Origin of the sequence: Streptomyces sp. NPDC052016, assembly GCF_044548445.1 — a bacterium.
Classification (GTDB): domain Bacteria; phylum Actinomycetota; class Actinomycetes; order Streptomycetales; family Streptomycetaceae; genus Streptomyces.
Window position 1 is genome coordinate 59,645 of record NZ_JBIUBX010000016.1, and the last position, 22,487, is coordinate 82,131.

General features: G+C 70.9%; 18 protein-coding genes and 1 other RNA gene. 11 read left to right on the top strand and 8 right to left on the bottom strand.

The window, feature by feature from the left end; all coding sequences use genetic code 11:
• Positions 1–80: 80 nt before the first annotated feature.
• On the bottom strand, positions 81–272 hold the full coding sequence (locus tag ACIHAR_RS20805; RefSeq protein WP_159533375.1) for a hypothetical protein: 192 nt from the start codon (positions 270–272) through the stop codon (positions 81–83).
• 237 nt (positions 273–509) lie between these two features.
• Here ACIHAR_RS20805 and ftsE point away from each other — a divergent pair, with 237 nt between their 5' ends.
• The 5 genes from ftsE to ssrA all read left to right on the top strand — a co-directional run bounded on the left by ftsE (position 510) and on the right by ssrA (position 4,566).
• Positions 510–1,199 (top strand): cell division ATP-binding protein FtsE, encoded by a 690-nt coding sequence (gene ftsE, locus ACIHAR_RS20810; protein WP_264930924.1) that lies wholly within the window; start codon positions 510–512, stop codon positions 1,197–1,199.
• 37 nt (positions 1,200–1,236) lie between these two features.
• Positions 1,237–2,154 carry a permease-like cell division protein FtsX gene (gene ftsX, locus ACIHAR_RS20815; RefSeq protein WP_388754854.1) on the top strand — a complete coding sequence of 306 codons (918 nt, stop codon included), beginning with the start codon at positions 1,237–1,239 and terminating at the stop codon, positions 2,152–2,154.
• A 68-nt stretch (positions 2,155–2,222) separates the two neighbouring features.
• Positions 2,223–3,398, top strand: a complete 1,176-nt coding sequence (locus ACIHAR_RS20820) for a S41 family peptidase (protein WP_400020925.1) — start codon at positions 2,223–2,225, stop codon at positions 3,396–3,398.
• An 80-nt stretch (positions 3,399–3,478) separates the two neighbouring features.
• Entirely contained in the window at positions 3,479–4,021 is a 543-nt protein-coding gene (gene smpB / locus ACIHAR_RS20825) for an SsrA-binding protein SmpB (RefSeq protein WP_365462144.1), read from the top strand.
• 141 nt (positions 4,022–4,162) lie between these two features.
• Positions 4,163–4,566: a transfer-messenger RNA gene (gene ssrA, locus ACIHAR_RS20830) on the top strand.
• A gap of 101 nt (positions 4,567–4,667) precedes the next feature.
• Here ssrA and ACIHAR_RS20835 read toward each other — a convergent pair.
• The 7 genes from ACIHAR_RS20835 to ACIHAR_RS20865 form a co-directional block, all read right to left on the bottom strand.
• On the bottom strand, positions 4,668–7,583 hold the full coding sequence (locus ACIHAR_RS20835; RefSeq protein WP_400020927.1) for a glycoside hydrolase family 3 C-terminal domain-containing protein: 2,916 nt from the start codon (positions 7,581–7,583) through the stop codon (positions 4,668–4,670).
• Between the two features lie 126 nt (positions 7,584–7,709).
• Positions 7,710–8,717 (bottom strand): LacI family DNA-binding transcriptional regulator, encoded by a 1,008-nt coding sequence (locus ACIHAR_RS20840; protein WP_400020929.1) that lies wholly within the window; start codon positions 8,715–8,717, stop codon positions 7,710–7,712.
• Positions 8,717–10,966 (bottom strand): alpha-xylosidase, encoded by a 2,250-nt coding sequence (gene yicI, locus ACIHAR_RS20845; RefSeq protein WP_400020931.1) that lies wholly within the window; start codon positions 10,964–10,966, stop codon positions 8,717–8,719. Before yicI ends, ACIHAR_RS20840 begins: the two co-directional genes overlap by 1 nt.
• A gap of 11 nt (positions 10,967–10,977) precedes the next feature.
• Positions 10,978–11,799 carry a carbohydrate ABC transporter permease gene (locus tag ACIHAR_RS20850; RefSeq protein WP_365462097.1) on the bottom strand — a complete coding sequence of 274 codons (822 nt, stop codon included), beginning with the start codon at positions 11,797–11,799 and terminating at the stop codon, positions 10,978–10,980.
• Positions 11,796–12,761, bottom strand: a complete 966-nt coding sequence (locus ACIHAR_RS20855) for a sugar ABC transporter permease (RefSeq protein WP_365462095.1) — start codon at positions 12,759–12,761, stop codon at positions 11,796–11,798. Before ACIHAR_RS20855 ends, ACIHAR_RS20850 begins: the two co-directional genes overlap by 4 nt.
• A complete protein-coding gene (locus ACIHAR_RS20860; protein ID WP_365462093.1) occupies positions 12,758–14,053 on the bottom strand; it encodes an extracellular solute-binding protein in 1,296 nt (431 codons plus the stop codon). Before ACIHAR_RS20860 ends, ACIHAR_RS20855 begins: the two co-directional genes overlap by 4 nt.
• Before the next feature lie 128 nt (positions 14,054–14,181).
• On the bottom strand, positions 14,182–15,564 hold the full coding sequence (locus ACIHAR_RS20865) for an MFS transporter (RefSeq protein WP_400020934.1): 1,383 nt from the start codon (positions 15,562–15,564) through the stop codon (positions 14,182–14,184).
• Positions 15,565–15,647: 83 nt separating this feature from the next.
• On the opposite strand from ACIHAR_RS20865, the gene ACIHAR_RS20870 reads away from it, so the two are divergent.
• The 6 genes from ACIHAR_RS20870 to ACIHAR_RS20895 all read left to right on the top strand — a co-directional run bounded on the left by ACIHAR_RS20870 (position 15,648) and on the right by ACIHAR_RS20895 (position 22,408).
• Complete coding sequence (locus ACIHAR_RS20870; protein WP_400020936.1) at positions 15,648–16,613, top strand: LysR family transcriptional regulator; 966 nt, start codon at positions 15,648–15,650, stop codon at positions 16,611–16,613.
• Positions 16,614–16,898: 285 nt separating this feature from the next.
• Positions 16,899–18,293: a nitrate/nitrite transporter gene (locus ACIHAR_RS20875; protein ID WP_400020938.1), complete on the top strand. Its 1,395-nt coding sequence runs from the start codon at positions 16,899–16,901 to the stop codon at positions 18,291–18,293.
• A 120-nt stretch (positions 18,294–18,413) separates the two neighbouring features.
• Positions 18,414–19,598, top strand: a complete 1,185-nt coding sequence (locus ACIHAR_RS20880; protein ID WP_400020940.1) for a uroporphyrinogen-III synthase — start codon at positions 18,414–18,416, stop codon at positions 19,596–19,598.
• Positions 19,599–19,930: 332 nt separating this feature from the next.
• Complete coding sequence (locus tag ACIHAR_RS20885; protein WP_400020942.1) at positions 19,931–20,524, top strand: CGNR zinc finger domain-containing protein; 594 nt, start codon at positions 19,931–19,933, stop codon at positions 20,522–20,524.
• Positions 20,525–21,062: 538 nt separating this feature from the next.
• Positions 21,063–21,584 carry a sigma-70 family RNA polymerase sigma factor gene (locus ACIHAR_RS20890; RefSeq protein ID WP_010039908.1) on the top strand — a complete coding sequence of 174 codons (522 nt, stop codon included), beginning with the start codon at positions 21,063–21,065 and terminating at the stop codon, positions 21,582–21,584.
• Positions 21,585–21,634: 50 nt separating this feature from the next.
• The gene (locus ACIHAR_RS20895; protein WP_365462081.1) at positions 21,635–22,408 is read left to right on the top strand and encodes a zf-HC2 domain-containing protein; all 774 of its coding nucleotides are present in this window, start codon (positions 21,635–21,637) and stop codon (positions 22,406–22,408) included.
• The last annotated feature ends 79 nt before the right edge of the window (positions 22,409–22,487 follow it).

Consider the following 22,487-nt stretch of genomic DNA (forward strand, 5'->3'; position numbering starts at 1 on the left):
CCGGAGCTCCCCGCTCCGGGCCCTTCGGCGTCGTCAGCCCGTACCGTCCCGCGTCCGTCGTACGACTGCGCGGTGTACGGCTATGCGGTCTGGTGCGCGAGCAGCGCCACCGCCGCCACCAGCACCGCCAGCAGCGCGATCAGTGCCGTCGGGTTGAGTCCCGCGAAGAAGTTCTCCTGCTGCAGCCGCTCGCGGTTCGCGCGGCACACGGGGCACCGGCCCTCGCTCACGGGCGCCGCGCAGTTAGCGCACACCAGCCGGTCGTACGTCATGCGCTCGCCCTCCTTGCACCGGTTCCACGTACACAACGCTCGCGGAGGCGCGAACGTTCCCCCTCCCACTGTGCCAGGTTCACCCGGAGCTTGCGCGGGCGCTTTCCGCAGCCCCCTTCACAGCCCGCTCGGTACAAATGGGCACAACCTCCGCGCAACCGCAACCGGTGACTGCGGATGCGTGCCCGGTTCGCGTATGGTCACGCTCATCTACCCCCGGCTACCCGTGGTGCATCCGTGATCCGATTCGACAACGTCTCCAAGGTCTACCCCAAGCAGAGCCGCCCCGCACTCAGGGATGTGTCCCTCGAGGTGGAGAAGGGCGAGTTCGTCTTCCTCGTGGGGTCCTCCGGCTCCGGAAAGTCCACCTTCCTGCGGCTGATCCTCCGCGAGGAGCGGTGCAGCCACGGTCAGGTGCACGTCCTGGGCAAGGACCTCGCACGCCTCTCCAACTGGAAGGTGCCTCAGATGCGCCGCCAGCTGGGGACCGTCTTCCAGGACTTCCGGCTCCTGCCGAACAAGACGGTCGCCGAGAACGTGGCCTTCGCGCAGGAGGTCATCGGCAAGTCGCGCGGCGAGATCCGCAAGTCCGTGCCGCAGGTGCTCGATCTCGTCGGGCTCGGCGGGAAGGAGGACCGGATGCCCGGTGAGCTGTCCGGCGGTGAGCAGCAGCGCGTGGCCATCGCGCGGGCCTTCGTGAACCGGCCCAAGCTGCTGATCGCCGACGAGCCCACCGGCAACCTCGACCCGCAGACCTCCGTCGGCATCATGAAGCTGCTCGACCGGATCAACCGGACCGGTACGACCGTGGTGATGGCGACGCACGACCAGAACATCGTGGACCAGATGCGCAAGCGCGTCATCGAGCTGGAGAAGGGCCGCCTCGTCCGCGACCAGGCGCGCGGCGTCTACGGCTACCAGCACTGACCGCACCGAGATCCACGGAAAGGCACAACAAGCCGCCATGCGCGCCCAGTTCGTTCTGTCGGAGATCGGTGTCGGTCTCCGCCGCAACCTGACGATGACGTTCGCGGTCATCGTCTCCGTCGCCCTGTCGCTGGCCTTGTTCGGCGGTTCGCTGCTGATGAGCGACCAGGTCAGCAACATGAAGGGCTACTGGTACGACAAGGTCAACGTCTCGATCTTCCTCTGCAACAAGAGTGACGCCGAGTCGGACCCCAACTGCGCCAAGGGCGCGGTCACCACGGACCAGAAGAAGGACATCCTCACCGACCTCAAGAAGATGTCGGTCGTCGACACGGTCACGCACGAGTCGCAGGACGAGGCGTACAAGCACTACAAGGAGCAGTTCGGGGACTCCCCGCTGGCCAGCTCGCTGACGCCGGACCAGATGCAGGAGTCGTACCGCATCAAGCTGAAGGACCCGGAGAAGTACCAGGTCATCGCGACCGCCTTCGACGGGCGTGACGGTGTGCAGTCGGTGCAGGACCAGAAGGGCATCCTGGACAACCTCTTCGGGCTGCTGAACCTGATGAACCGCGCCGCGCTCGGCGTGATGGCGCTCATGCTGATCGTCGCGCTGCTGCTGATCGTCAACACGGTGCGGGTCTCCGCGTTCAGCCGTCGGCGGGAGACCGGGATCATGCGTCTGGTGGGCGCCTCCGGCTTCTACATCCAGGCGCCGTTCATCGCGGAGGCCGCGGTCGCAGGGCTGATCGGAGGTGCGCTGGCGTGCACGTTCCTGGTCATCGGGCGATACTTCACCATCGACCACGGCATGGCGCTGTCCGAGAAGCTGAACCTCATCAACTTCGTGGGCTGGGACGCCGTGTTCACGAAGCTGCCGCTCATCCTGGCCGCGAGCGTTCTGATGCCCGCGTTGGCCGCGTTCTTCGCGTTGCGCAAGTACTTGAAGGTGTGACGCATGCCAAGGGGGGCGTACGGTCAAGCGGCCGTGCGCCCCCTTCGCATTCCCCTAGACTCACCGCCATGTCAGGCAGTGACCCGTTCTGTCCGTCCCGCCGCTTCGGCCGCGGGGCCGCCCTGACCTTGGTGTTCGCGAGCGTGCTCGTCGCGGGCGCGGCGACCGGAGCGCTGCCGGGGGACGGCGGCGGCCGCAGGGCGACGTCCGAGCGGGCCCGCGCGACCGCCCCCACCAGCAACCCCGAGGCGGTGAGGAAGGCGGCCGAGGAGGCGATGGCCGCCGGGAAGTCACCCCTGGAGGCCGCCGAGCGCGCCGTCAGCCGCAGCGGGGACCGCTGGGCCGCGGTGTACTCCGAGGGCGAGTACGAGGAGTTCGCGGAGTCCCTCGACGGGCAGTACACCGGCGTCGGCCTTCAGGCGCGGCGCGAGCGGGACGGCCGGATCGAGGTCACCGAGGTACGGTCCGGGTCGCCGGCCGCCGCCGCCGGGATCCGCGCGGGCGACCGGCTGCGCAGCGTCGACGGGCGGGCGGTCGACGGCCGCCCGGTCACCGAGGTGGTCTCCTTACTGCGCGGTGACGCCACGGACGCGCCCGCCGGCACCACCGTCCGGCTCGGCCTGGAGCGCGGCACGCGCGCGTGGAGCGAGACCCTGCGCAGGGCGCGCCTGTCCACCGACTCGGTGACCGTGCGCACCCTCGCCCCGGACGTCACCGTCGTTGCCGTCGCCGCCTTCACCAAGGGCGTCGGCGACAGCGTCCGCACCGCCGTGCGCGACGCCCCGGCCGGCGCCGGGATCGTCCTCGACCTGCGCGGCAACTCCGGCGGCCTGGTCACCGAGGCCGTCTCCACCGCCTCCGTCTTCCTCGACGGCGGCCTCGTCGCCACCTACGACGTCGACGGCGAGCAGCGTGCCCTGCACGCGGAGCCGGGCGGCGACACCGACAGACCCCTGGTCACGCTCGTCGACGGGGGCACCATGAGCGCGGCCGAGCTGCTCACCGGCGCCCTGCAGGACCGCAGCCGCGCGGTCGTGGTGGGGTCCCGCACCTTCGGCAAGGGCTCCGTCCAGATGCCGAGCCGGCTGCCCGACGGTTCCGTCGCGGAGCTGACCGTCGGGCACTACCGCACCCCGTCCGGCCGCGCCGTCGACGGCACCGGCATCACCCCGGACGTGGAAGCCGGCGACAGCGCGCTCCAGCAGGCCGAGACCGTGCTGAGCGGGCTCGGCGACGCCTCCTGAGCGCCCTCCCGGTCACGGCGTAATCGGCTTTCCCTCCGGCCCCCTCCAGGTGCGAAAATGGCGGGACTATGAGCAAGGGAATGTACGTACCGAAGGAGTCCCAGCCCAAGAAGGGCGGGACGGCCGCCAAAGCCAAGGACGGCGAGAAGGGCGGCAAGCGCAGGATGATCGCGCAGAACAAGAAGGCGCGGCACGACTACGCGATCATCGACACCTACGAGGCCGGTCTCGTGCTCACCGGCACCGAGGTGAAGTCGCTGCGGCAGGGCCGTGCCTCGCTGGTCGACGGCTTCGTCCAGGTCGACCGGGGCGAGGCCTGGCTGCACAACGCCCACATCCCCGAGTACAGCCAGGGCAGCTGGACCAACCACTCGGCGCGGCGCAAGCGCAAGCTGCTGCTGCACCGGGAGGAGATCGACAAGCTGGCCGTGAAGTCGGAGGAGACGGGTCACACGATCGTGCCCCTCGCCCTGTACTTCAAGGACGGCCGCGCGAAGGCCGAGATCGCGCTGGCACGCGGCAAGAAGGAGTACGACAAGCGCCAGACCCTGCGGGAGAAGCAGGACCGCCGGGACACCGATCGGGCGATCGCGGCGGCGAAGCGCCGGCAGCGGGGCGCGTAGCCGGCCGTTCACCGGCGGCTCGCCGGCCGCTCACCGCCCGGCGGGAATAGGCTGGCACCGATGTGCGTTGGTCACGTACGATGGCAGCCGTGCCCCACAGCGGGCACAGGCCCCTCTCCGGAGGGATTGAAAAATCAACATGGGGATGATCGGTTTCGACAGCGGCTGTCGAAGCAGGGGAAGCGTGTCGAGGAAGCGGCCATGATCTCGTAAACCACAGGCCGAAAAAAATAATCGCCACTGTTAAGAGCGATTCTCCCAAGGCGACGCAGTTCGCCCTCGCTGCCTGATCAGGTAGCTAGGCAACTGCCCCTTACTTAAGGGAGTGTCAGCCCGGGCTCGTTCCCGACCCGGATCCTGGCATCAGCTAGGGAACTAAACCTTGATCCCGGTCACGGGGTGAAGAGGGAAACCACACAGTGACTGGGCCCGTCGGCGACTTGTTCGCGTGATCGCCGGGGCCGAGAAAAGCACAGCGAACTGCACACGGAGAAGCCCTGGTTCCGCACCGTTGGACGCGGGTTCGATTCCCGCCATCTCCACCAGATGGAGGTACTTCTGGGGGTATGCCCCCAGGCCCCCTCATCCCATGTGGGCGAAGCCCCGCTGCTTGCGAGCAGCGGGGCTTCTGTCGTGACGGGGCCTCTCACCCCAGGGTGAACGTCGACAGGCGCAGGCCCTTGCTCACCACCAGGTACACGTCCGTGCGGCCCTTCGCCGCCGGTGACAGGTTCGCGGTGACCGTGTCGTAGGTGTACGGCGATCCCGTCCCCTCCGTGCGGGCCGTGCCGGCGAGCGGGCCGGTGGGGGAGCCGAGGCGGACTTCGAGCGTGCCGGGGACCGTGCCGGCGACACGGGCGGTGAGACGGCCGGCGCCCGGCGACAGACGGGCGTCCTTGAAGCGGAGCCAGGCCCCGTCGGCCGTCGACTCCACCGCCGTGCCGCGCGCCTTGGACTCGTCGACGAGGCGGATTGCCTCGTAGTCGTCGAAGTTCTCGGCGCGGGTCGGTTTCGACAGGTCGCGGGGCGGGATGGTCTCGCCCCTGACCTGCCGGGTCGTGGCGGCGCGGACGTCCGAGGAGGAGGCGCCGACCATGATGTCGTACGTGCCCGTCTCCACCACCCACTTCGAACGGGTGACGTCCCAGTGGGCGAGGTCGGACGTGGACAGCTTCAGGCGGACCGGCTTCGTCTCGCCCGGCCTCAGCGACACCCGCTGGAACGCCTTCAGCTGCTTCAGCGGCTGCTCGTCGCGGGAGACGCGCTGGTGGACGTAGAGCTGGACCACCTCGTCGCCGGCCCGGCTGCCCGTGTTGGTGACCTGCACCTCGTAGCCGTCGGTCACGCGCCGCAGCTCGCCGTAGCGGAAGGTCGTGTACGACAGGCCGTGGCCGAAGGGGTAGAGGGGACGGCCCCGGAAGTACTGGTAGGTGCGGTCCGACTTGATGATGTCGTAGTCGAGGATGGACGGGAGGTCCGCCTCCGAGCGGTACCAGGTCTGGGTGAGGCGGCCGGCGGGGTTGGCGTCGCCGTAGAGGAGGTCGGCCAGGGCGTTGCCCGTCTCCTGGCCGGCGTGGGAGGTCCACAGGAGGGCCGGGACCCGCTGCTGCAGCTTCCCCAGGGTGGTCGGATAGCTGTTCTCGACGATCACCACGGTGTTCGGGTTGGCCTTGCGGACCGCTTCGACGAGGGCTTCCTGAGCGGGGGCCAGGGACATGTCGGTGCGGTCGTGGGCCTCACGGCCGTTGATGGAGGGGTTGGAGCCGACCACGACGACCGCCGTGTCCCTGCCCTTCACCGCGGCGACGGCCTCCTGAAGGCCGCTGCGCACCACGTCCTTCGCGTAGTGCGCGGCCTGCTCCCTCGGTACGAGGCCGAGGGTGCCGTCCGCGCCGGTCGGGCCGAGGTAGACGGGGTTCGACCACCAGGGCTCCTCCGTCTCGTAGCCCGCGTACCGCAGGAGGTGCGTGCCGTCCGGCTGCTCCTCCAGCCGGAAGAGCTGCTGGACGAACCAGCCGCCCGGCTGCACCTGGTCGTTGACGAAGTTCGACCAGTTGTAGCCGACGAAGCGGCCGTTGGCCGCCGAGCGCAGCGTGAGCAAGCCCTGTCCCCAGTCGAACACGTCGAACTGGGCCTCCGTGGTCGGCGCTTGGGCGCTCTCCTTCAGTGCCGCGCCCGCCGTGCCGGTGCCCGCCGTGACGTACCTGCCCGTCGCCGTGTCCTTCAGCGTGACGCGGTCCACGCCCTCGCTGGTGGTGACGTCGGTGCCGAGCTTGGCGGCGATGCCGTCGGCCGGGGTGACGGCGTAGGGGAGGGTGCCCGAGTACCAGTCGGTGTAGAGGGTGTCGGCGAGGGGGCCGACGACGGCGACGTCCTTGTGCGAGGCGTTCAGCGGGAGGGCGTTCCGGTGGTTCTTGAGGAGGACCGCGCCCTCGGTCGCGGCCTCGCGGGCCAGCCTGCGGTGCTCGGGACTGTCGATCACCGACTTGTCGATCGCCCCGTACCTGCCGCCGCCCGGGTCGAACTCGCCGAGGCGGACCCGCACGGAGAGGATGTGGGAGACGGCCGTGTCGATGTCCGACTCGGCCAGCAGACCCTGCTCCAGGGCGGAGGTGATCGCGCCGACGGTCGGGCCGGGGTCCGCGCCGTTGTCCGTGAAGCTGTCGATGCCGGCCTTCAACGCGGCCGCGTCGCCCTCGGCGAGGGTGGGGTGGTAGCGCTGGTCGCCGGGGAGGTTGCCGGGGGCGAAGGCGTCGGTGACGTTCAGCAGATCACGGTCGGTCCAGCTCCGCACGACGTCGTTCAGGTCCGGGTTCACCGTCGCGGGCCGGCCGTTGACCAGGTTGTACGAGGACATCACCCCCGTGGCCGCGTCCGCCGCGATCGCCGGTCTGAAGGCCGCCTCGTCGTACTCCTTGGCCACGCGCGGGCGCAGCTCGGAGGAGGTGGTCGTGCGGTGCCACTCGTTGTTGTTGGCGAGGTAGTGCTTGAGGGTGGGCGCGGTCTTGAGGTGGTCGGGGTCGCCGCCCGTCAGGCCCTTCCCGTACGCCGTCGACAGGGCGCCCGTCAGTGTCGGGTCCTCGCTGTAGCCCTCCTCGTTGCGGCCCCAGCGCGGGTCGCGCAGGAGGTTCACCACCGGGGCCCAGAGGTTGAGGCCCCAGCCGTCGGGGCGTTCCTGCTGGAAGCCGCGGGCCTCGTCGCCGACCGCCGAGCCGACCCGCTCCATCAGCTCCGGGTCCCAGGTCGAGGCGAGACCGACGGCCTGCGGGAAGACGGTGGTCTCGCCGAGCCAGGCGACGCCGTGCAGGGCCTCGGTGCCGGTGCGGAAGGACTGGATGCCCAGGCGGGGGATGGCGGGCTGGTGCTGGTGGAGGAGGGAGATCTTCTCGCTGAGGGTGAGCCGGGAGAGGAGGTCGTCGACGCGGCGGTCGACGGAGAGGGCGGGGTTACGGAAGGGGGGCGGGGCCGGGTCGGCCGCCGCGGGGACGGCGGCTCCCAGACCGGCGATGAGGGCGAACGCCAGGACGAGCGGGGTTCTGCGGCTTCTTCGTCTGCCTTTCACGTCACGGCTCCTTCGACGTCTCGTTGCGACAGGGCCTTGCACACAGGGCGGATCACACAGGGCGGTGCGGGACGGGGAGGTGCGGGTCAGGGCGGTGCAGGCAAGGGCGGTTCACCGCCGGATGGTTCAGGAGGGGCGCGGGGCCGTGCTCGCCCGCTGCGTCAGCCGGGGCGGCAACAAGGTCGCCTCGGGCACCTCGTCACCGGCCAGCTTGGCCATCAGCAGCTCGACCGCACGCGTGCCCACCTCCGCGGCCGGCAGCGCGATCGAGGTGACGGGCACGCGCAAACTCTCGGCGAGCTCGTCGGGGCAGATCGCCGTGACCGACAGATCGCCGGGCACCCGGAGCCCCAGCTGTTCGAAGGCGTCGATCAGCGGCTCCAGCACCGCCTCGTTGTGGACGACGACACCGGTCAGCGCCGGCTGCTCGCGCAGCAGCCGCTCCGCCACCCGGCGGGCGGCGGCGGGCGTGGCCTCGCAGGGGTGGACGGCGGTGGCGAGACCGGCGCGGTCGGCGGCCTCGGTGAACCCCTGCACCACTTGCTGCGCGAACGCCGTCCCCCGCACGTACACCTCCGGCGGCGAGCCGACCAGGGCCACCACCCGGTGCCCGAACCGTGCCAGGTGCTCCACGCAGGCCTCGCCCGCCGCCCGGAAGTCGAGGTCGATGCAGGTCAGGCCGGCGGCCTCGTGCGGGAAGCCGATCATCACGGACGGTCGGTCGAGGGAGCGCAGCAGCGTCAGCCGGGGGTCGCGGAGCTGGACGTCCATCAGGATCAGGGCGTCCACCAGCGCGGTGTCGGCGACCCTGCGCAGGCCTTCCTCGCCCTCCTCCTGCGTGAGCAGGAGGACGTCGTGGTCGTGGCGGCGGGCGGCCACCGCCACCGACACCGCGAACTGCATCACGACCGGGACGTGGATGCCGGCCCGCAGCGGCACCACCAGCGCCAGCACGTTGGAGCGGCTGCTGGCGAGGGCGCGGGCGCCCGCGTGCGGACGGTAGCCCAGCTCGCGGATGGCGTCCTCGACGCGGCGCCGGGTCTCCTCGGAGATCGGGCGCTTGCCGCTGAGCGCGTAGGACACGGTGCTGGGGGAGACCCCGGCGCGCCGGGCCACGTCGGTGATCTTCACCATCAGTCCAGCTCCAGGGTCAGGAATCCGGTGCCGGCCCGGGCCCGCGCCACCCGGTCCCCGGCCGCCAGTGCCCACGGAGCCGAGGGATCGCCCGCGGAGGCCCGCAGGGTGTCGCCCTCCCGGACGACCGTGAAGACGGCCTCCCCGACCCGCACGGTCACCCGTCCGCCGCGCCGGAGGCCGTAGGCGCGCAGGGTGACCCCGTCGGCGTGCGCGTAGTCGGGCCGGTCGGCGTGCGCGCCCACCGGGAGGACCGTGCCGGGCCGGACCAGCAGCGGCACGCTGAGGAAGTCGTGCCGTTCGCGCACCCAGCGCGGGCCGGTGACCGTGCGCCCGGTGAGGTAGTGGGTCCAGGTGCCCTCGGGGACGTAGTAGGTGACGTCTCCCTCGTCGTCGAAGACGGGCGCGACCAGCAGATCCGGTCCGAGCATGTACTGCCGCTCCAGGTGGGCGCAGCCGGGGTCGTCGGGGAACTCCAGGACCATCGCCCGCATGAGCGGCGTCCCCTCCTCGTGGGCGACGCGCGCGGCCTCGTACAGGTAGGGCATGAGCCGCAGCTTCAGCCGGGTGAAGTGGCGCAGCACGTCCACCGACTCCTCGTCGAACAGCCACGGCACCCGGTACGAGGAGGAGCCGTGCAGCCGGCTGTGCGACGACAGCAGCCCGAAGGCCAGCCACCGCTTGAACAGCGCGGGCGTCGGCGTGCCCTCGAAGCCGCCGATGTCGTGGCTCCAGAAGCCGAACCCGGACAGGCCCAGCGAGAGCCCGCCGCGCAGCGACTCGGCCATCGACTCGTACGTCGCCTCGCAGTCGCCGCCCCAGTGCACCGGGAACTTCTGGCTCCCGGCCGTCGCCGACCGCCCGAAGACGACCGCCTCGCCCTCACCGCGCTGCTTGCGCAGCACGTCGAAGACCGTGCGGTTGTAGAGGTAGGTGTAGTAGTTGTGCATCCGCTCCGGGTCGGAGCCGTCGGACCAGACCACGTCGACCGGGACCCGTTCGCCGAAGTCGGTCTTGAAGCAGTCGACGCCCTGCGCGAGCAGCGCCTCCAGCTTCGCCGCGTACCAGTCGCGGGCGGCCGGGCTGGTGAAGTCGACGAGCGCCATGCCGGGCTGCCACATGTCCCACTGCCAGACGCTGCCGTCGGGCCGTTTCAGCAGGTGCCCGAGCGCCTTGCCCTCCGCGAACAGCGGCGACCGCTGGGCGATGTACGGGTTGATCCACACGCACACGTGCAGCCCCTTGGCCTTCAGCCGGGCCAGCATCCCCTCCGGATCGGGGAACACCCGGGGGTCCCACCGGAAGTCGCACCACTGGAACTCCCGCATCCAGAAGCAGTCGAAGTGGAAGACGGACAGCGGGAGTTCGCGCTCCCGCATGCCCTCGATGAAGGAGGTCACCGTCTCCTCGTCGTACGACGTCGTGAAGGACGTCGACAGCCACAGGCCGAACGACCAGACCGGCGGGAGCGCCGGGCGGCCGGTGAGGGCCGTGTACCTGCGCAGGATGTCCTTCGGGGTCGGGCCGTGAATGACGTAGTACGTCAACTCCTGCGTCTCGGCGCTGAACTGCACCCGCGACACGGTCTCCGAGCCGACCTCGAAGGAGACCTTGCCCGGATGGTCGACGAAGACGCCGTAGCCCGCGTCCGTCAGGTAGAAGGGGACGTTCTTGTAGGCCTGTTCGGTGGCGGTGCCGCCGTCGGCGTTCCAGATGTCGACGACCTGGCCGTTCTTCACCAGCGGGCCGAAGCGTTCGCCGAGGCCGTAGACGCTGGTGCCGACGCCGAGGTTGAGCTGTTCGCGCAGGTGGTGGGCGCCGGTCGCGTCCCGCATGATGCCCATGCTCCGGTGACCGCTGGAGGTGAGGGTACGGCCGTGCGCGAGGAACTCGACGTGCCAGGGGCCTCCTCGGGTCACCCGTACCGACAGCGCGCCGGAGGTGAGGGTCGCGTGCCCGTCGTCGTAGGAGATCTGGGGAGCGGCATCACCCGCGGTGAGGTCGAAGGAGGGCTCGCGCGGCTGCTCGCCGGTGAGGTGGGTCAGGGTGAGGCCGATGACGTCGGGCATCGGGGTGTGGGCGGTGATCGTCATGACCGGTCCCGTCATCAGGTCGCCGCGCGAGCGGATGGGCCGGGTGGGCGCGTGGATCTCCAGTACGCCGTCCGACTCGCTCACGTCGAGCACCTCGGCCGGGTAGGAGGCCGTGACGCCCTCGCGCAGCAGCCAGTAACCGTCGGTGAACTTCATGTGGGGGGTCCTTACTTCACGGCTCCCACCGCGATGCCGCGGGTGAGCGTCCGCTGGAAGACGAGGAAGAAGACGAGGGCCGGGAGCACGCCGAGCAGCGCGGCCGCGTTGGTCATCGTGGCGTCCATCAGGCGTTGTCCCTGCAGGACGCCGAGGGCCACCGACACCGTCTGGTTGTCGTTGGAGATCAGCATGACCAGCGGGAGCAGGAACTCGTTCCAGGTCCAGACGAAGAAGAAGACCAGGAGGACGCCGAGGGTGGGGCGGCTGACCGGGACGACGATCCGCCACAGGACCTGCCACGTGCTCGCGCCGTCGATCCGCGCGGCCTCGATGATCTCCCGGGGGAACTGCCCCAGCACCGAGGAGAGCAGGTACGTGCCGAAGGCGGCCTGGATCACCGTGAAGACGATGATCACACTGAGCCGGGTGTCGTACAGGCCGGCCTGCTTGCTCAGGTAGTAGACGGGGTAGACCAGCGCCTCCTGCGGCAGCATGTTCGCCAGGACGAAGAAGGCCAGCACCCAGGCGCGTCCCCTGATCCTCCCGATGCCGATCGCGTACGCGTTCAGCACCGACAGGACGACCGCGAGGAGGGCCACGGAGCCGCTGATCAGGACCGAGTTGACGAGCTTCTGGCTGTAGTCGACGCGCTCCCAGAAGTCCTTCAGGCCGTCCAGGTAGAGGCCGTCGGGGAGGCTGAGCGGGCCGTTCTGGGCGTACTCGGCCGGGGACTTGACCGCGTTCACCGCCACGATCAGGAACGGGACGACCATGAAGAGGGCGGCGAGACAGAGGGCCACGAGGACCGGGTAGCGACGGACGGCGGTCATGTGCGCGCCCCTTCCTCCGCGTCCTCCGCGCGGGTCTGCAGCTTCAGCCCGAGCAGCGACAGGGCGAGGATGATCACGGTCAGCACGGTGGAGATCGCGGCGCCGTAGCCGGCCTGGGTCTTCTCGAAGAACGTGGTGAAGGAGAAGTAGGACGGCACGTTCGTCGCCCCGCCGGGACCCCCCTTGGTCAGGACGTACACCGCGCCGAACACCTTGAGCGCGGCGATCGTGCACCAGGTCAGCACGACGTAGATCTCCGGACGGATCTGCGGCAGCGTGATGTGCAGGAAGCGGCGCCACCAGCCGGCGCCGTCCAGCTCCGCCGCCTCGTGGAGCTGCGGGTCGACGCGTTGCAGGCCCGCCATGAAGACGACCAGCGGGAAGCCGATCTGCACCCACACCATCACGCCCATGACGCTGTACAGCGCGAGGTCGGGGTCGCCGAGCCAGTCCTGCTGCCAGGAGCCCAGGCCGATCGCCTCGAGGACCTCGTTGAGGGAGCCGTTCTCCGGGGCGAGGATCCAGCTCCAGACGATGCCGGCGACCGCGATCGGCAGGACCTGGGGGAGGTAGAAGCAGGCGCGCAGGACGGCGGTGATCGTGGTGCCGAAGTGCCGGCCCACGTAGTCGAACAGGGCGGCCGCCAGCACCAGCCCGATCGCCGTGGGGACCACCGCCATCGCGACGACCATGAAGAGGCTGTGCCGGAAGGACGCCCAGAACTCGGAGTCGTCCATCAGCTCGCGGTAGTTGGCGAGCCCGGACCAGTCCGGGCTGCCCACGCCCTGCCAGTCGGTGAAGCTCACGCCCGTGTTCATCAGGAACGGGACGACGACGACCGCGAGGAAGGCGAGGGCGCCCGGGAGCAGGAACAGCGCGTAGGAGTCACGGGGGCGGCGCGGGGGAACGGCCCGGTCCTGCTTTCCGGTCACCCGCCCGCCCCGCTCGAGGGTCGTCGTCACCGCTTCGGGGCGCCCTTGTCGTACGCCTCCTGCAACGCGTCCAGGTAGGCGTCCGGTTGCGCGCTGCCGGTGATCAGCTTCTGCGTCTCGGAGACGAGGACGTCGTAGAAGCCGGGGACCGGCCAGTCGGGGTAGAAGGCCAGGCCGTCGCGGTCGGAGAGGGTGTTGAAGTGGGTGATGAGCTCCTTGGCCCTGGGGTCGGTGATGGCGGTGGCGTCCGCCGCGACCGGGACGCCGCCCTTGTTGCCGAGCAGGTTCTGGATCTTCTTCGACATGGTGATGTCGATGAAGTCGTACGCGAGGTCCTTGTTCCCGGCGCTCTTGGGGACGACCCACAGGTTGCCGCCGGAGCCCAGGGTGAGGTTCGAGCCGGGCCACAGGGTGGTGCCCCAGTCGAACGTCGCCTCGTCCTGGAAGCGGCCGTACCACCAGCTCCCGGAGAACAGGATCGGCGCCTCGCCCTGGATGAAGGAGACGCCGGCCTGCTCGGCCTTGGTGCCGCTGGAGGTCTTGGCGATGTAGCCCTTCTTCACCCAGTCGGCGAAGGTCTCCGCCGCGTGCGTCCAGGCCGCGTCGTGGAAGTCGGTCTTTCCCTTGTACAGCTCGAAGGAGTCGACCCAGGAGCGGTCGGCCTTGGAGAGGGCGAGCTGGTAGACGTACTGCTGGGCGAGGTACTCGGCGCCGGAGTTGGCGAGCGGGGTGACGTCGTTGTCGACGAAGGTGTCCATCGCCGAGATCAGGTCGTCGAACGTCTTCGGCTCGGGGATCCCGTACTTCGCGAACAGGTCCCTGTTGAAGTAGATCATCGTGTACTCGGCGTAGTTGGGCACGCCGTACCACTTGCCGGAGCCCATCACGCCGTCGGTGTCGTACTGGCTGGTGGTGCGCACGCCCGCGCTGAGCAGCTTGTCCCAGCCGCGCTTCGTCGCCTCCGCCGAAAGATCGGTCAGCAGGCCCTGCTTGGAGAGCAGGCCCGCCGTCGCGTTGCCCTTGTTGTACTCCATGAGGTCGGGGGCGTCGGAGGAGTTCAGGACCATCGGGGCGGTCTTCTGGATCTGCTCGAAGCTCTTCTCCTCGAACTTCACCTTCACCCCCGGGTGCGTGGCCTCGAACTCCTTGATCGCCTCCGCCCAGGCGACACCCATCGCGCTGTTCGGAGCCTCGTAGTGCCACAGTCGCAGGGTCTTGGCGTCGGAGGAGCCGCCGCCGTCCGAGTCACCGCAGGAGGCCAGGAACAGGGCCCCCGCGAGGGCCGCCGCCGCACTCGCCACCACACGCCTTCGTGCCGTCAACCTTGCCTCCACGGGAGCCGGATGGTTCTTCGGGCAGGAACGGTCGTCACGCGGTGTCGATCGAATCGATTCGATGCGTGACGTCGAAGCGCTTCGACGGGCGAAGGTAGGTGGCCGGCGTGCGGCCGTCAATGGGGCGTGCGTGAATCGGCCCGCGGCCGGGAGCGGAGGTGGTGGTCGTGTCCGGTGGGATGCGGGTGGCCGTCGCCCGGTCGGTCGGAGGTGGCGAGGGAGAGCAGCAGCGCGAGCGCGGCCGCTGTGACGGGTACGGCGTATCCGGCCGTCGGGGAGACGTGCTCGGCCGTCCAGCCGCCGGCCGCGCTGCCGCAGGCGATGCCGCCGAGGAGGCCCGTCACGGCCAGGGTCATGCCCTCGTTGAGGCGGCCCTCGGGGGTGCGTTCCTGGACGAGGGCCATGGTGGTGACCATGGTCGGGGCGGTGGCCATCCCGGCGACGAGCAGTGCGGCCGCCAGCAGCGGGAGCGAGCCGGCGGTGGTGGCCGCCAGCAGCGGGAGGGTGAGCAGCGCGGTCATCGCCGCCACGGTCCACGGATGGCGCCGCGCGGTCGGCCCGGACGGCCGCACCGCCCCGTACACCAGGCCGGCCGCGAACGAACCGGCCGCCTGGAGCGCCAGCACGACCCCGGCCGCGGCGGCGTGCCCGCGCCCGTCCGCGAACGCGATCGTGACGACCTCCGTCGCCCCGAACACCGCCCCCAGCGCGAGACAGACGACGAGCAGGGCGGGTATGCCCGGGGAGCGGAGGGGCGACGCGGCCCTCGTGCGGGGGTGCGGGGGCGGCTCGGTCGAGCGCTGGGCGGCGAACAGCAGGATGCCCACCACCAGCAGCACCGCGCCCACCAGCGTGCCCGCCTCGGGGAAGAACGCGCCGCACAGGAAGGCCGCGAGGACCGGCCCCAGCATGAAGCACAGCTCGTCCACGGCCTGCTCGAAGGAGTTCGCGGTGTGCAGGGCGGCCGCGCCCGAGGGGTCGTCCCTGAGCAGGTGGGCCCAGCGGGCGCGGGACATGCCGCCGGTGTTGGGCGTCGTCGCGGTGGCCGCGTAGGCGGCGAACAGGGTCCAGTCCGGGGCGCCGTACCGCACGCACAGCACCAGGGCGAGGCTCGCGAGGGCCGCGAACAGCGTGGCCGGGACGGCGACCCGGGCCTGTCCGTACCGGTCGACGAGCCGCGCGGTCCACGGGGCGACCAGCGCGGTCGCGGCGAGTCCGACGGCGGTGACGGCGCCGGCGAGGGCGTACGAGCCGCGCGTACCGGCGATCATCACGACCGCGCTCACGCTGAACATGCCCATGGGCAGGCGGGCGAGGAGGTTCCCCGCGGTGAAGGCGCGGGCTCCGGGGATGGCGAGCAGTCGCCGGTACGGGCCGGGGGACCGGGTGCGGGTTCGGGTCCGGGGATCGGTGCGTGTTCTGGGGGTGAAGTCGACGGCCACGAGGGTGTCGGCGGTGAGCGTGAGCAGCGGGGCCCGGTCGGGCGGTGACGGCGGCATGTCCCTACGGTCACCCGCCGGTGATCAAGGGGTCCAACACCTTCTCCGCGCCGATTCACGCACCTGTGATGTAAGTTCGCCGGATGTCCGCTCACCTCGATCCCCGGCTCCTGCGCGCCTTCCTCGCCGTCGCCGAGGAACTGCACTTCACCCGCGCCGCCGCCCGCCTCTACGTGGCCCAGCAGGCGCTCAGCCGGGACGTACGGCGGCTGGAGCGCGAGCTGGGCGCCGAGCTGTTCGTGCGGACCACCCGGCAGGTGACGCTCACCCCGGACGGCGACCGGCTGGTGCCCCACGCGCGCAGGGTGCTCCAGGCGCAGGACGACCTGCTCGCCGCGTTCCGCCAGGCCCGCCCGCTGCTGGTCGACCTGAACTCCCCGGGCCTGGAGACCGGCCGCCGCGTGCTGTACCGGGCCCGTGAACTCGCTCCAGAGCTGGAGCTGATGGCCCGCTACGAGAGCGGTCTGACGGGCGCCGCCGGGGAGATCGTCGCGGGCCGGCTGGACGCGTCGTTCGGCCGGTACGCGGGCCTGGACCCCGCCCTGCGGGCCGGGTTGGACCACCAGCTCGTGCGCTGCGAGCCGATGGCGGTCCTGCTGCCCGAGGGGCACCGGCTGGCGGCGTCGGCGCAGGTGCCGCTGGGCGCGCTGGTGGGGGAGAGCGTGTACGCGGGCGCCGGCAATCCACGGACGCCGGAGTGGACCGACCTGGGCCGTCTGCTGTTCGAGGGGCGCGGCATCGAGGTCGCCCCGCCCGCGCCGCTGGCCGTCGGGATCGAGGAGTTCCAGCGCATCATGGCCAAGGAGCCCCATCCGATCCTCGTGGTGGTGGGTTTTCCGGCCATGCCCGGGACGGTGCTGCGGCCGCTCGTCGACCCGGTCCCCCTCTCCCCGGTCTCGCTGGTGTGGCGCAAGGGGCTGGTCCATCCGGCCCTCGACGCGCTGCGCCGGGCGGCGGCCGAACTCGCTTCGGCCGAGTCGTGGCTCGAGCGGCCTGCCGGGGCATGGATACCCGCCATAGACATGAACCTGACCTCCACGGATACGTAGGACATCGTCCACGTGGGGGAGCGTCTACGCTGGAGCCGACCTGCGGGGCGTCGCCCGCTGCCGTGCGGCGCCCGCGGATTCCCACCGGGTCCCGGACCCCCGCGACGGCCCGCCCGGGCCGCCGGCCCCACCCGGAACCTCTCACCCCGCCCCCGCCCGACGTGAGAGCAACGTTCCCTTCCGGTCACTCACAGGCACAGTCCGGAAACGCGCCCTCCCTACCTTCGGGACTCATCACCGCTCATCACCGCGAACCACCCGAGCCCCGGAGCACGTGGAGGCGTCATGACAGCCCCTGGTACAGCCGCCGCACCCCCGACCGCCCCGAAGCGGGGGAGCCGCTGGATCGAGGAGTGGGATCCGGAGAACGAGACCTTCTGGAACGAGAAGGGCGAGAAGATCGCCCGCCGCAACCTCCTCTTCTCCGTCCTCTCCGAGCACATCGGCTTCTCGATCTGGACGATGTGGTCCGTGCTGGTGCTCTTCATGGGCCCGGAGTACGGCCTCACGCCGGCCGACAAGTTCCTGCTCACGTCGATCGTGACGCTGGTCGGGGCCGTCGTCCGGGTGCCGTACACCTTCGCCGTCGCGATCTTCGGCGGCCGGAACTGGACGATCGTCTCCGCCGGTCTGCTGCTGATCCCGACGGTCGCCGCGTTCACGGTGATGGAGCCGGGCACCTCCTTCAACACCTTCCTCCTGATCGGCCTGCTGGCGGGCATCGGCGGCGGCAACTTCGCCTCCTCCATGACCAACATCAACGCCTTCTTCCCGCTCCGCAAGAAGGGCTGGGCGCTCGGCCTGAACGCGGGCGGCGGCAACATCGGCGTACCGGTCCTCCAGCTCGCCGGCCTCGCCGTCATCGGCGCCGGCGGCGGCCCGCGCGTGCTGCTCGGGATCTACATCCCGCTGATCCTGATCGCCGCGACCCTCGCCGCGCTGTACATGGACAACCTGTCCTCCGTGAAGAACGACACCGGCGCCGCGATCGACTCCGCGAAGGACGCCCACACCTGGATCATGTCCTTCCTCTACATCGGCACCTTCGGCTCGTTCATCGGCTACAGCTTCGCCTTCGGCCAGGTGCTGACCACCCAGTTCGGCCGTACGCCCCTCCAGGCGGCCTACCTCACCTTCATCGGCCCGCTCCTCGGCTCCCTGATCCGCCCCCTCGGCGGCTGGCTGGCCGACCGCTACGGCGGCGCCCGCATCAGCCTCTACAACTACGTCGGCATGGCCGTCGCCACCGGCATCCTGATCTTCGCCAGCATGCAGAAGTCGCTGCCGCTCTTCGTCGCCGTCTTCGTGGTGCTGTTCGTGCTCAGCGGCCTCGGCAACGGGTCGACGTTCAAGATGATCCCCGGCATCTTCCACGCGAAGGCCCTCGCCAAGGGGCTGGAGGGCGAGGCGGCCGCCGCCCACGGCCGGCGGTTGTCCGGCGCCTCCATGGGACTCATCGGCGCGGTGGGCGCGCTCGGCGGGGTCGGCATCAACATGGCCTTCCGCCAGTCCTTCCTCTCCTACGGCTCCGGCACCGGCGCGTTCGTCGCCTTCCTCGCCTTCTACGCGGCCTGCTTCGCGGTCACCTGGGCCGTATACCTTCGCCGCCCGGCGGGCCGGATCACCGCCTCCGGCGCCACCTCCGAGGCGAAGCCGCAGCTCAGCTACGCCGAGGTGTGACGTAACACTGGTGACATGAAGCCGAACCGAGCCTGTCACGCACCGTTGACAGGCTCGATCGGCATGCAGGTGAAACACCACCTCATGTAGGTGTCACGACTCGAGTGCGGGACGAGAGTTATGCAAGAGGAACAGCAGGTACCGGACCAGAGCACGGCCGCGGTCCAGGACGCCGAGCGACACGGGCCCCTCGCCGGGTTCACCGTGGGCGTGACCGCCGCGCGCCGGGCCGACGAGCTCGGCGCGCTGCTCCAGCGGCGTGGGGCGGCGGTGCTGCACGCGCCCGCCCTGCGGATCGTGCCGCTCGCGGACGACAGCGAACTGCTCGCCGCCACCAAGGACCTCCTCGACCAGGCGCCGGACGTCGTCGTGGCCACCACGGCCATCGGCTTCCGCGGCTGGGTGGAGGCGGCCGACGGCTGGGGGCTCGGCGAGCAACTGCTCGCCCGCCTGCGGAACGTGGAGCTCCTCGCGCGCGGGCCCAAGGTGAAGGGCGCCATCCGCGCGGCGGGCCTGACGGAGGACTGGTCACCGTCGAGCGAGTCCATGGCGGAGGTGCTCGACCGGCTGCTGGAGGAGGGCGTCGACGGCCGTCGTGTCGCCGTCCAGCTGCACGGGGAGCCGCTGCCCGGCTTCGTCGAGGCGCTGCGGGCCGGGGGAGCGGAGGTCGTGGGCGTGCCCGTGTACCGGTGGATGCCACCGGAGGACGTCTCGCCCCTCGACCGGCTCCTCGACGCCGCCGTCTCGCGCGGGGTGGACGCCGTCACCTTCACCAGCGCGCCGGCCGCCGCCTCGCTGCTGTCGCGGGCGGAGCAGCGGGGGCTGCTGCCCGACCTGCTCTCCGCCTTCCACCACGACGTGCTGCCGGCCTGCGTCGGCCCGGTGACCGCGCTGCCGCTCCAGGCGCGGGGCGTGGAGACCGTCCAGCCCGAGCGGTTCCGGCTGGGGCCGCTCGTGCAGCTGCTGTGCAAGGAGCTGCCCGCACGGGCCCGTTCGCTGCCGATCGCCGGGCACACGGTGGAGATCCGGGGGCACGCGGTCCTGGTCGACGGCTGCCTGAAGCCCGTACCGCCGGCCGGGATGTCCCTGCTGCGGGCTCTGTCCCGGCGGCCGGGGTGGGTGGTGCCGCGGGCCGACCTGCTGCGGGCGCTGCCGGGGGCGGGGCGCGACGAGCACGCCGTCGAGACGGCGATGGCGCGGCTGCGGACGGCACTGGGGGCGCCGAAGCTGATCCAGACGGTGGTGAAGCGGGGGTACCGGCTGGCGCTGGATCCGGCGGCCGACGCGAAGTACGCGGACGCGTAGGGCGCGGACGGGCAGGGCGCGGACGGGCAGGGCGCGGACGCGTAGCGGGTTGGCCAGGGGTTGCCCGGCGCTGCCGCCTGGACGGGTGCCTCACCGGGGGTCTGCTGCCGGGATGGGCCGCGAGTCCGGTGCCGCTGCCGGGGGGTGGGCCGCGCAGCCCGGCGTTCGCGGGGTGCCGCCCGCGCCCACCCGTGCCGCCCTTGGCGGCACGATTGCCCGCGGTTGGACGGCTGGACGGCTGGGCGAGGCTTGGGGGGTTCCGCCCCCGGGCCGCACCCGGCACTGTGAAGGGAACGCTTCCCGAGGAGCCTTCCCTAGGTGGTGACAGGCACATGGCACTGGGTACGCCCCCGTCCACCTACGACCTGCGGTTCGATGCCGGACGGATCTGCCTGGACCTCCTCGCCACCACCCACCCCCTGGAACGGCTGGACGCGCTTCCGCCGCTGTGCGCGTGGATCGCCGGCTCGGGCCTCGTCCCGCCGGGCACCCCGTTGTCCCACGCCGATCCGTCCTGGCCGATCGCCTTCAGGGAACTGCGGGGCAGCGTCGGCCGGCTGGTGCACGCGTGGCTGTCCGGCGACGTGCGCCCGCACGATCTCGCCCTCGCCCACGTCAACGACGTCGCCCGCGCCGCACCCCCGGCCCCCCGTGCCGTACGAGGCGAAGACGGCACGCTCGTGCGGAGGTTGGACGGGCCCCCGCAGTGCGCCGCGCTGCTCGCCGCGGTCGCCCGGGACGCGGTGGAACTGCTCACCGACCCCGCCGCGCGGGCGGGGCTGCGGCAGTGCGCGGGGGACAACTGCCCCATCGTGTACGTCGACACGTCCCGCGGGCGCCGACGGCGCTGGTGCTCCAGCGAGGTCTGCGGCAACCGGGAGCGGGTCGCCCGGCACCGCAAAAGGGCCGCCCTCACCCGCGCTTGACACACCCTCCGCTCGTCTCGACGAGCCCTCGGCTCTTCCCGGCGGAGTCCGTCCGCCTTGCCGGCGGGACCTGTTCGTCTTCCCGCGGGGGTCTGTGAGCCTTCCCCACGGGTGGTTCGTCCACCGCCCGACTGGGCGTCAGTTCGACTCTCCGACACGTGGTCGAAGGCCATCAACGCGCGTCCACCCGCGGTTCCTTCTCCCGTCGGCGCCCAACTCGCCGTCCGGTATGCCGTGTTCGTGACGGCGGTGTCGAAGTGATTTCGATTACACGCCGTTTACCTTCCCGGCTCGCCGGGCAGCGCGCGCGCCTTGACTATGTGGCGGATATGTAAAGGAAGAGGGGCGGGAATGTGCTCTCTTGTCCCCCTCGTCACGACACCCGGAAGAAATCTGTCGGCTCGGTTTGAACACTCAACGGGCCGCTTCCGTACCGGTGGTGGAGCGACCGACTCGGGGGAACCCCCGGACACCGGAGGTGGGCGTGCGCAAGGATGCGGCCGTGGCCAATGAACGTGGATCGAGGGCCCGACATCGCATGTCCCAGCCCTCGGAGCCTGATGAGGAGCTGATGCGTGCTCTGTATCGGGAGCATGCCGGACCCCTCCTTGCGTATGTCCTGCGTCTGGTTGCCGGAGACCGGCAGCGCGCCGAGGACGTCGTGCAGGAGACACTCATCCGTGCCTGGAAGAACGCCGGACAGCTCAATCGAGCGACCGGATCGGTACGCCCCTGGCTGGTGACGGTCGCACGCCGCATCGTCATCGACGGCCACCGCAGCCGGCAGGCCCGGCCGCAGGAGGTCGACCCGTCGCCGCTGGAGGTCATCCCCGCGGAGGACGAGATCGACAAGGCGCTGTGGCTGATGACGCTGTCGGACGCGCTCGACGACCTGACCCCGGCGCACCGGGAGGTGCTCGTCGAGACGTACTTCAAGGGGCGTACCGTCAATGAGGCGGCCGAGACGCTGGGTATACCCAGCGGCACCGTTCGCTCACGGGTTTTCTATGCCCTGCGGTCGATGAAGCTGGCTCTGGAAGAGCGGGGGGTGACGGCGTGATGAGCATTTACGGGGGGTTCGGAGCAGGTGGGCCGGGTATGTCTGGCCCCATGCAGGGATCTGTGGGATCTCCGAGCCCGAGCGAACACGAGACCGTCGGCGCCTACGCCCTCGGCATCCTCGACGACGCCGAGGCGACCGCCTTCGAAGCGCACCTCGCCGGCTGCGAGTGGTGCGCGCAGCAGCTCGACGAGCTCGCCGGGATGGAGCCGATGCTGGCCGCGCTCGCGGACCTGCCGGGCTCCGGGACGCCCGCGATCGGTGAGTCCCTGTCCGCGAAGCCGGGCCCACGGCTCGTGGAGAAGCTCGTCGACGAGGTCGCGGACCGCCGCGCCCAGAAGCGCCGGCGCAGCTTCTACATGATCGCCGCCGCGGCCGCGCTGATCATCGGAGGCCCGCTCGTGGCGGTGGCCACCAGCGGCGGCGACAGCGGCGAGGCCCCCAGAGTCCTGGCGGACGGCAACCCCGCCAAGACCGCCTTCGAGACGTTCTCCGACAAGGTCACCGCCACCGACCCGGGCACCAAGGTCACGGCGACCGTCGCCACGCAGGAGAAGGCCTGGGGCACCGAGGCCGTCGTCGAGCTGAAGAACGTGGCGGGTCCCAACAAGTGCTCGCTCATCGCCGTGGGCAAGAACGGCGAGCGCGAGACCGTCTCGTCCTGGTCCGTCCCGGAGTGGGGCTACGGCCTTCCCGGCGCCAAGACCGACCAGGCCAAGAACCCGCTCTACGTCCAGGGCGGCGCGGCCCTCAGCCCGAACGACATCGACCACTTCGAGGTCATGACCTTCGACGGCAAGAAGCTCGTCGAGATCGCCAAGTAGGACGACGGATCGCGCGCGCGAAGGACGCACGACCGACGCGCGACACGCGCGACCGGGCCTGCCCCGCGGTACCCGCCGG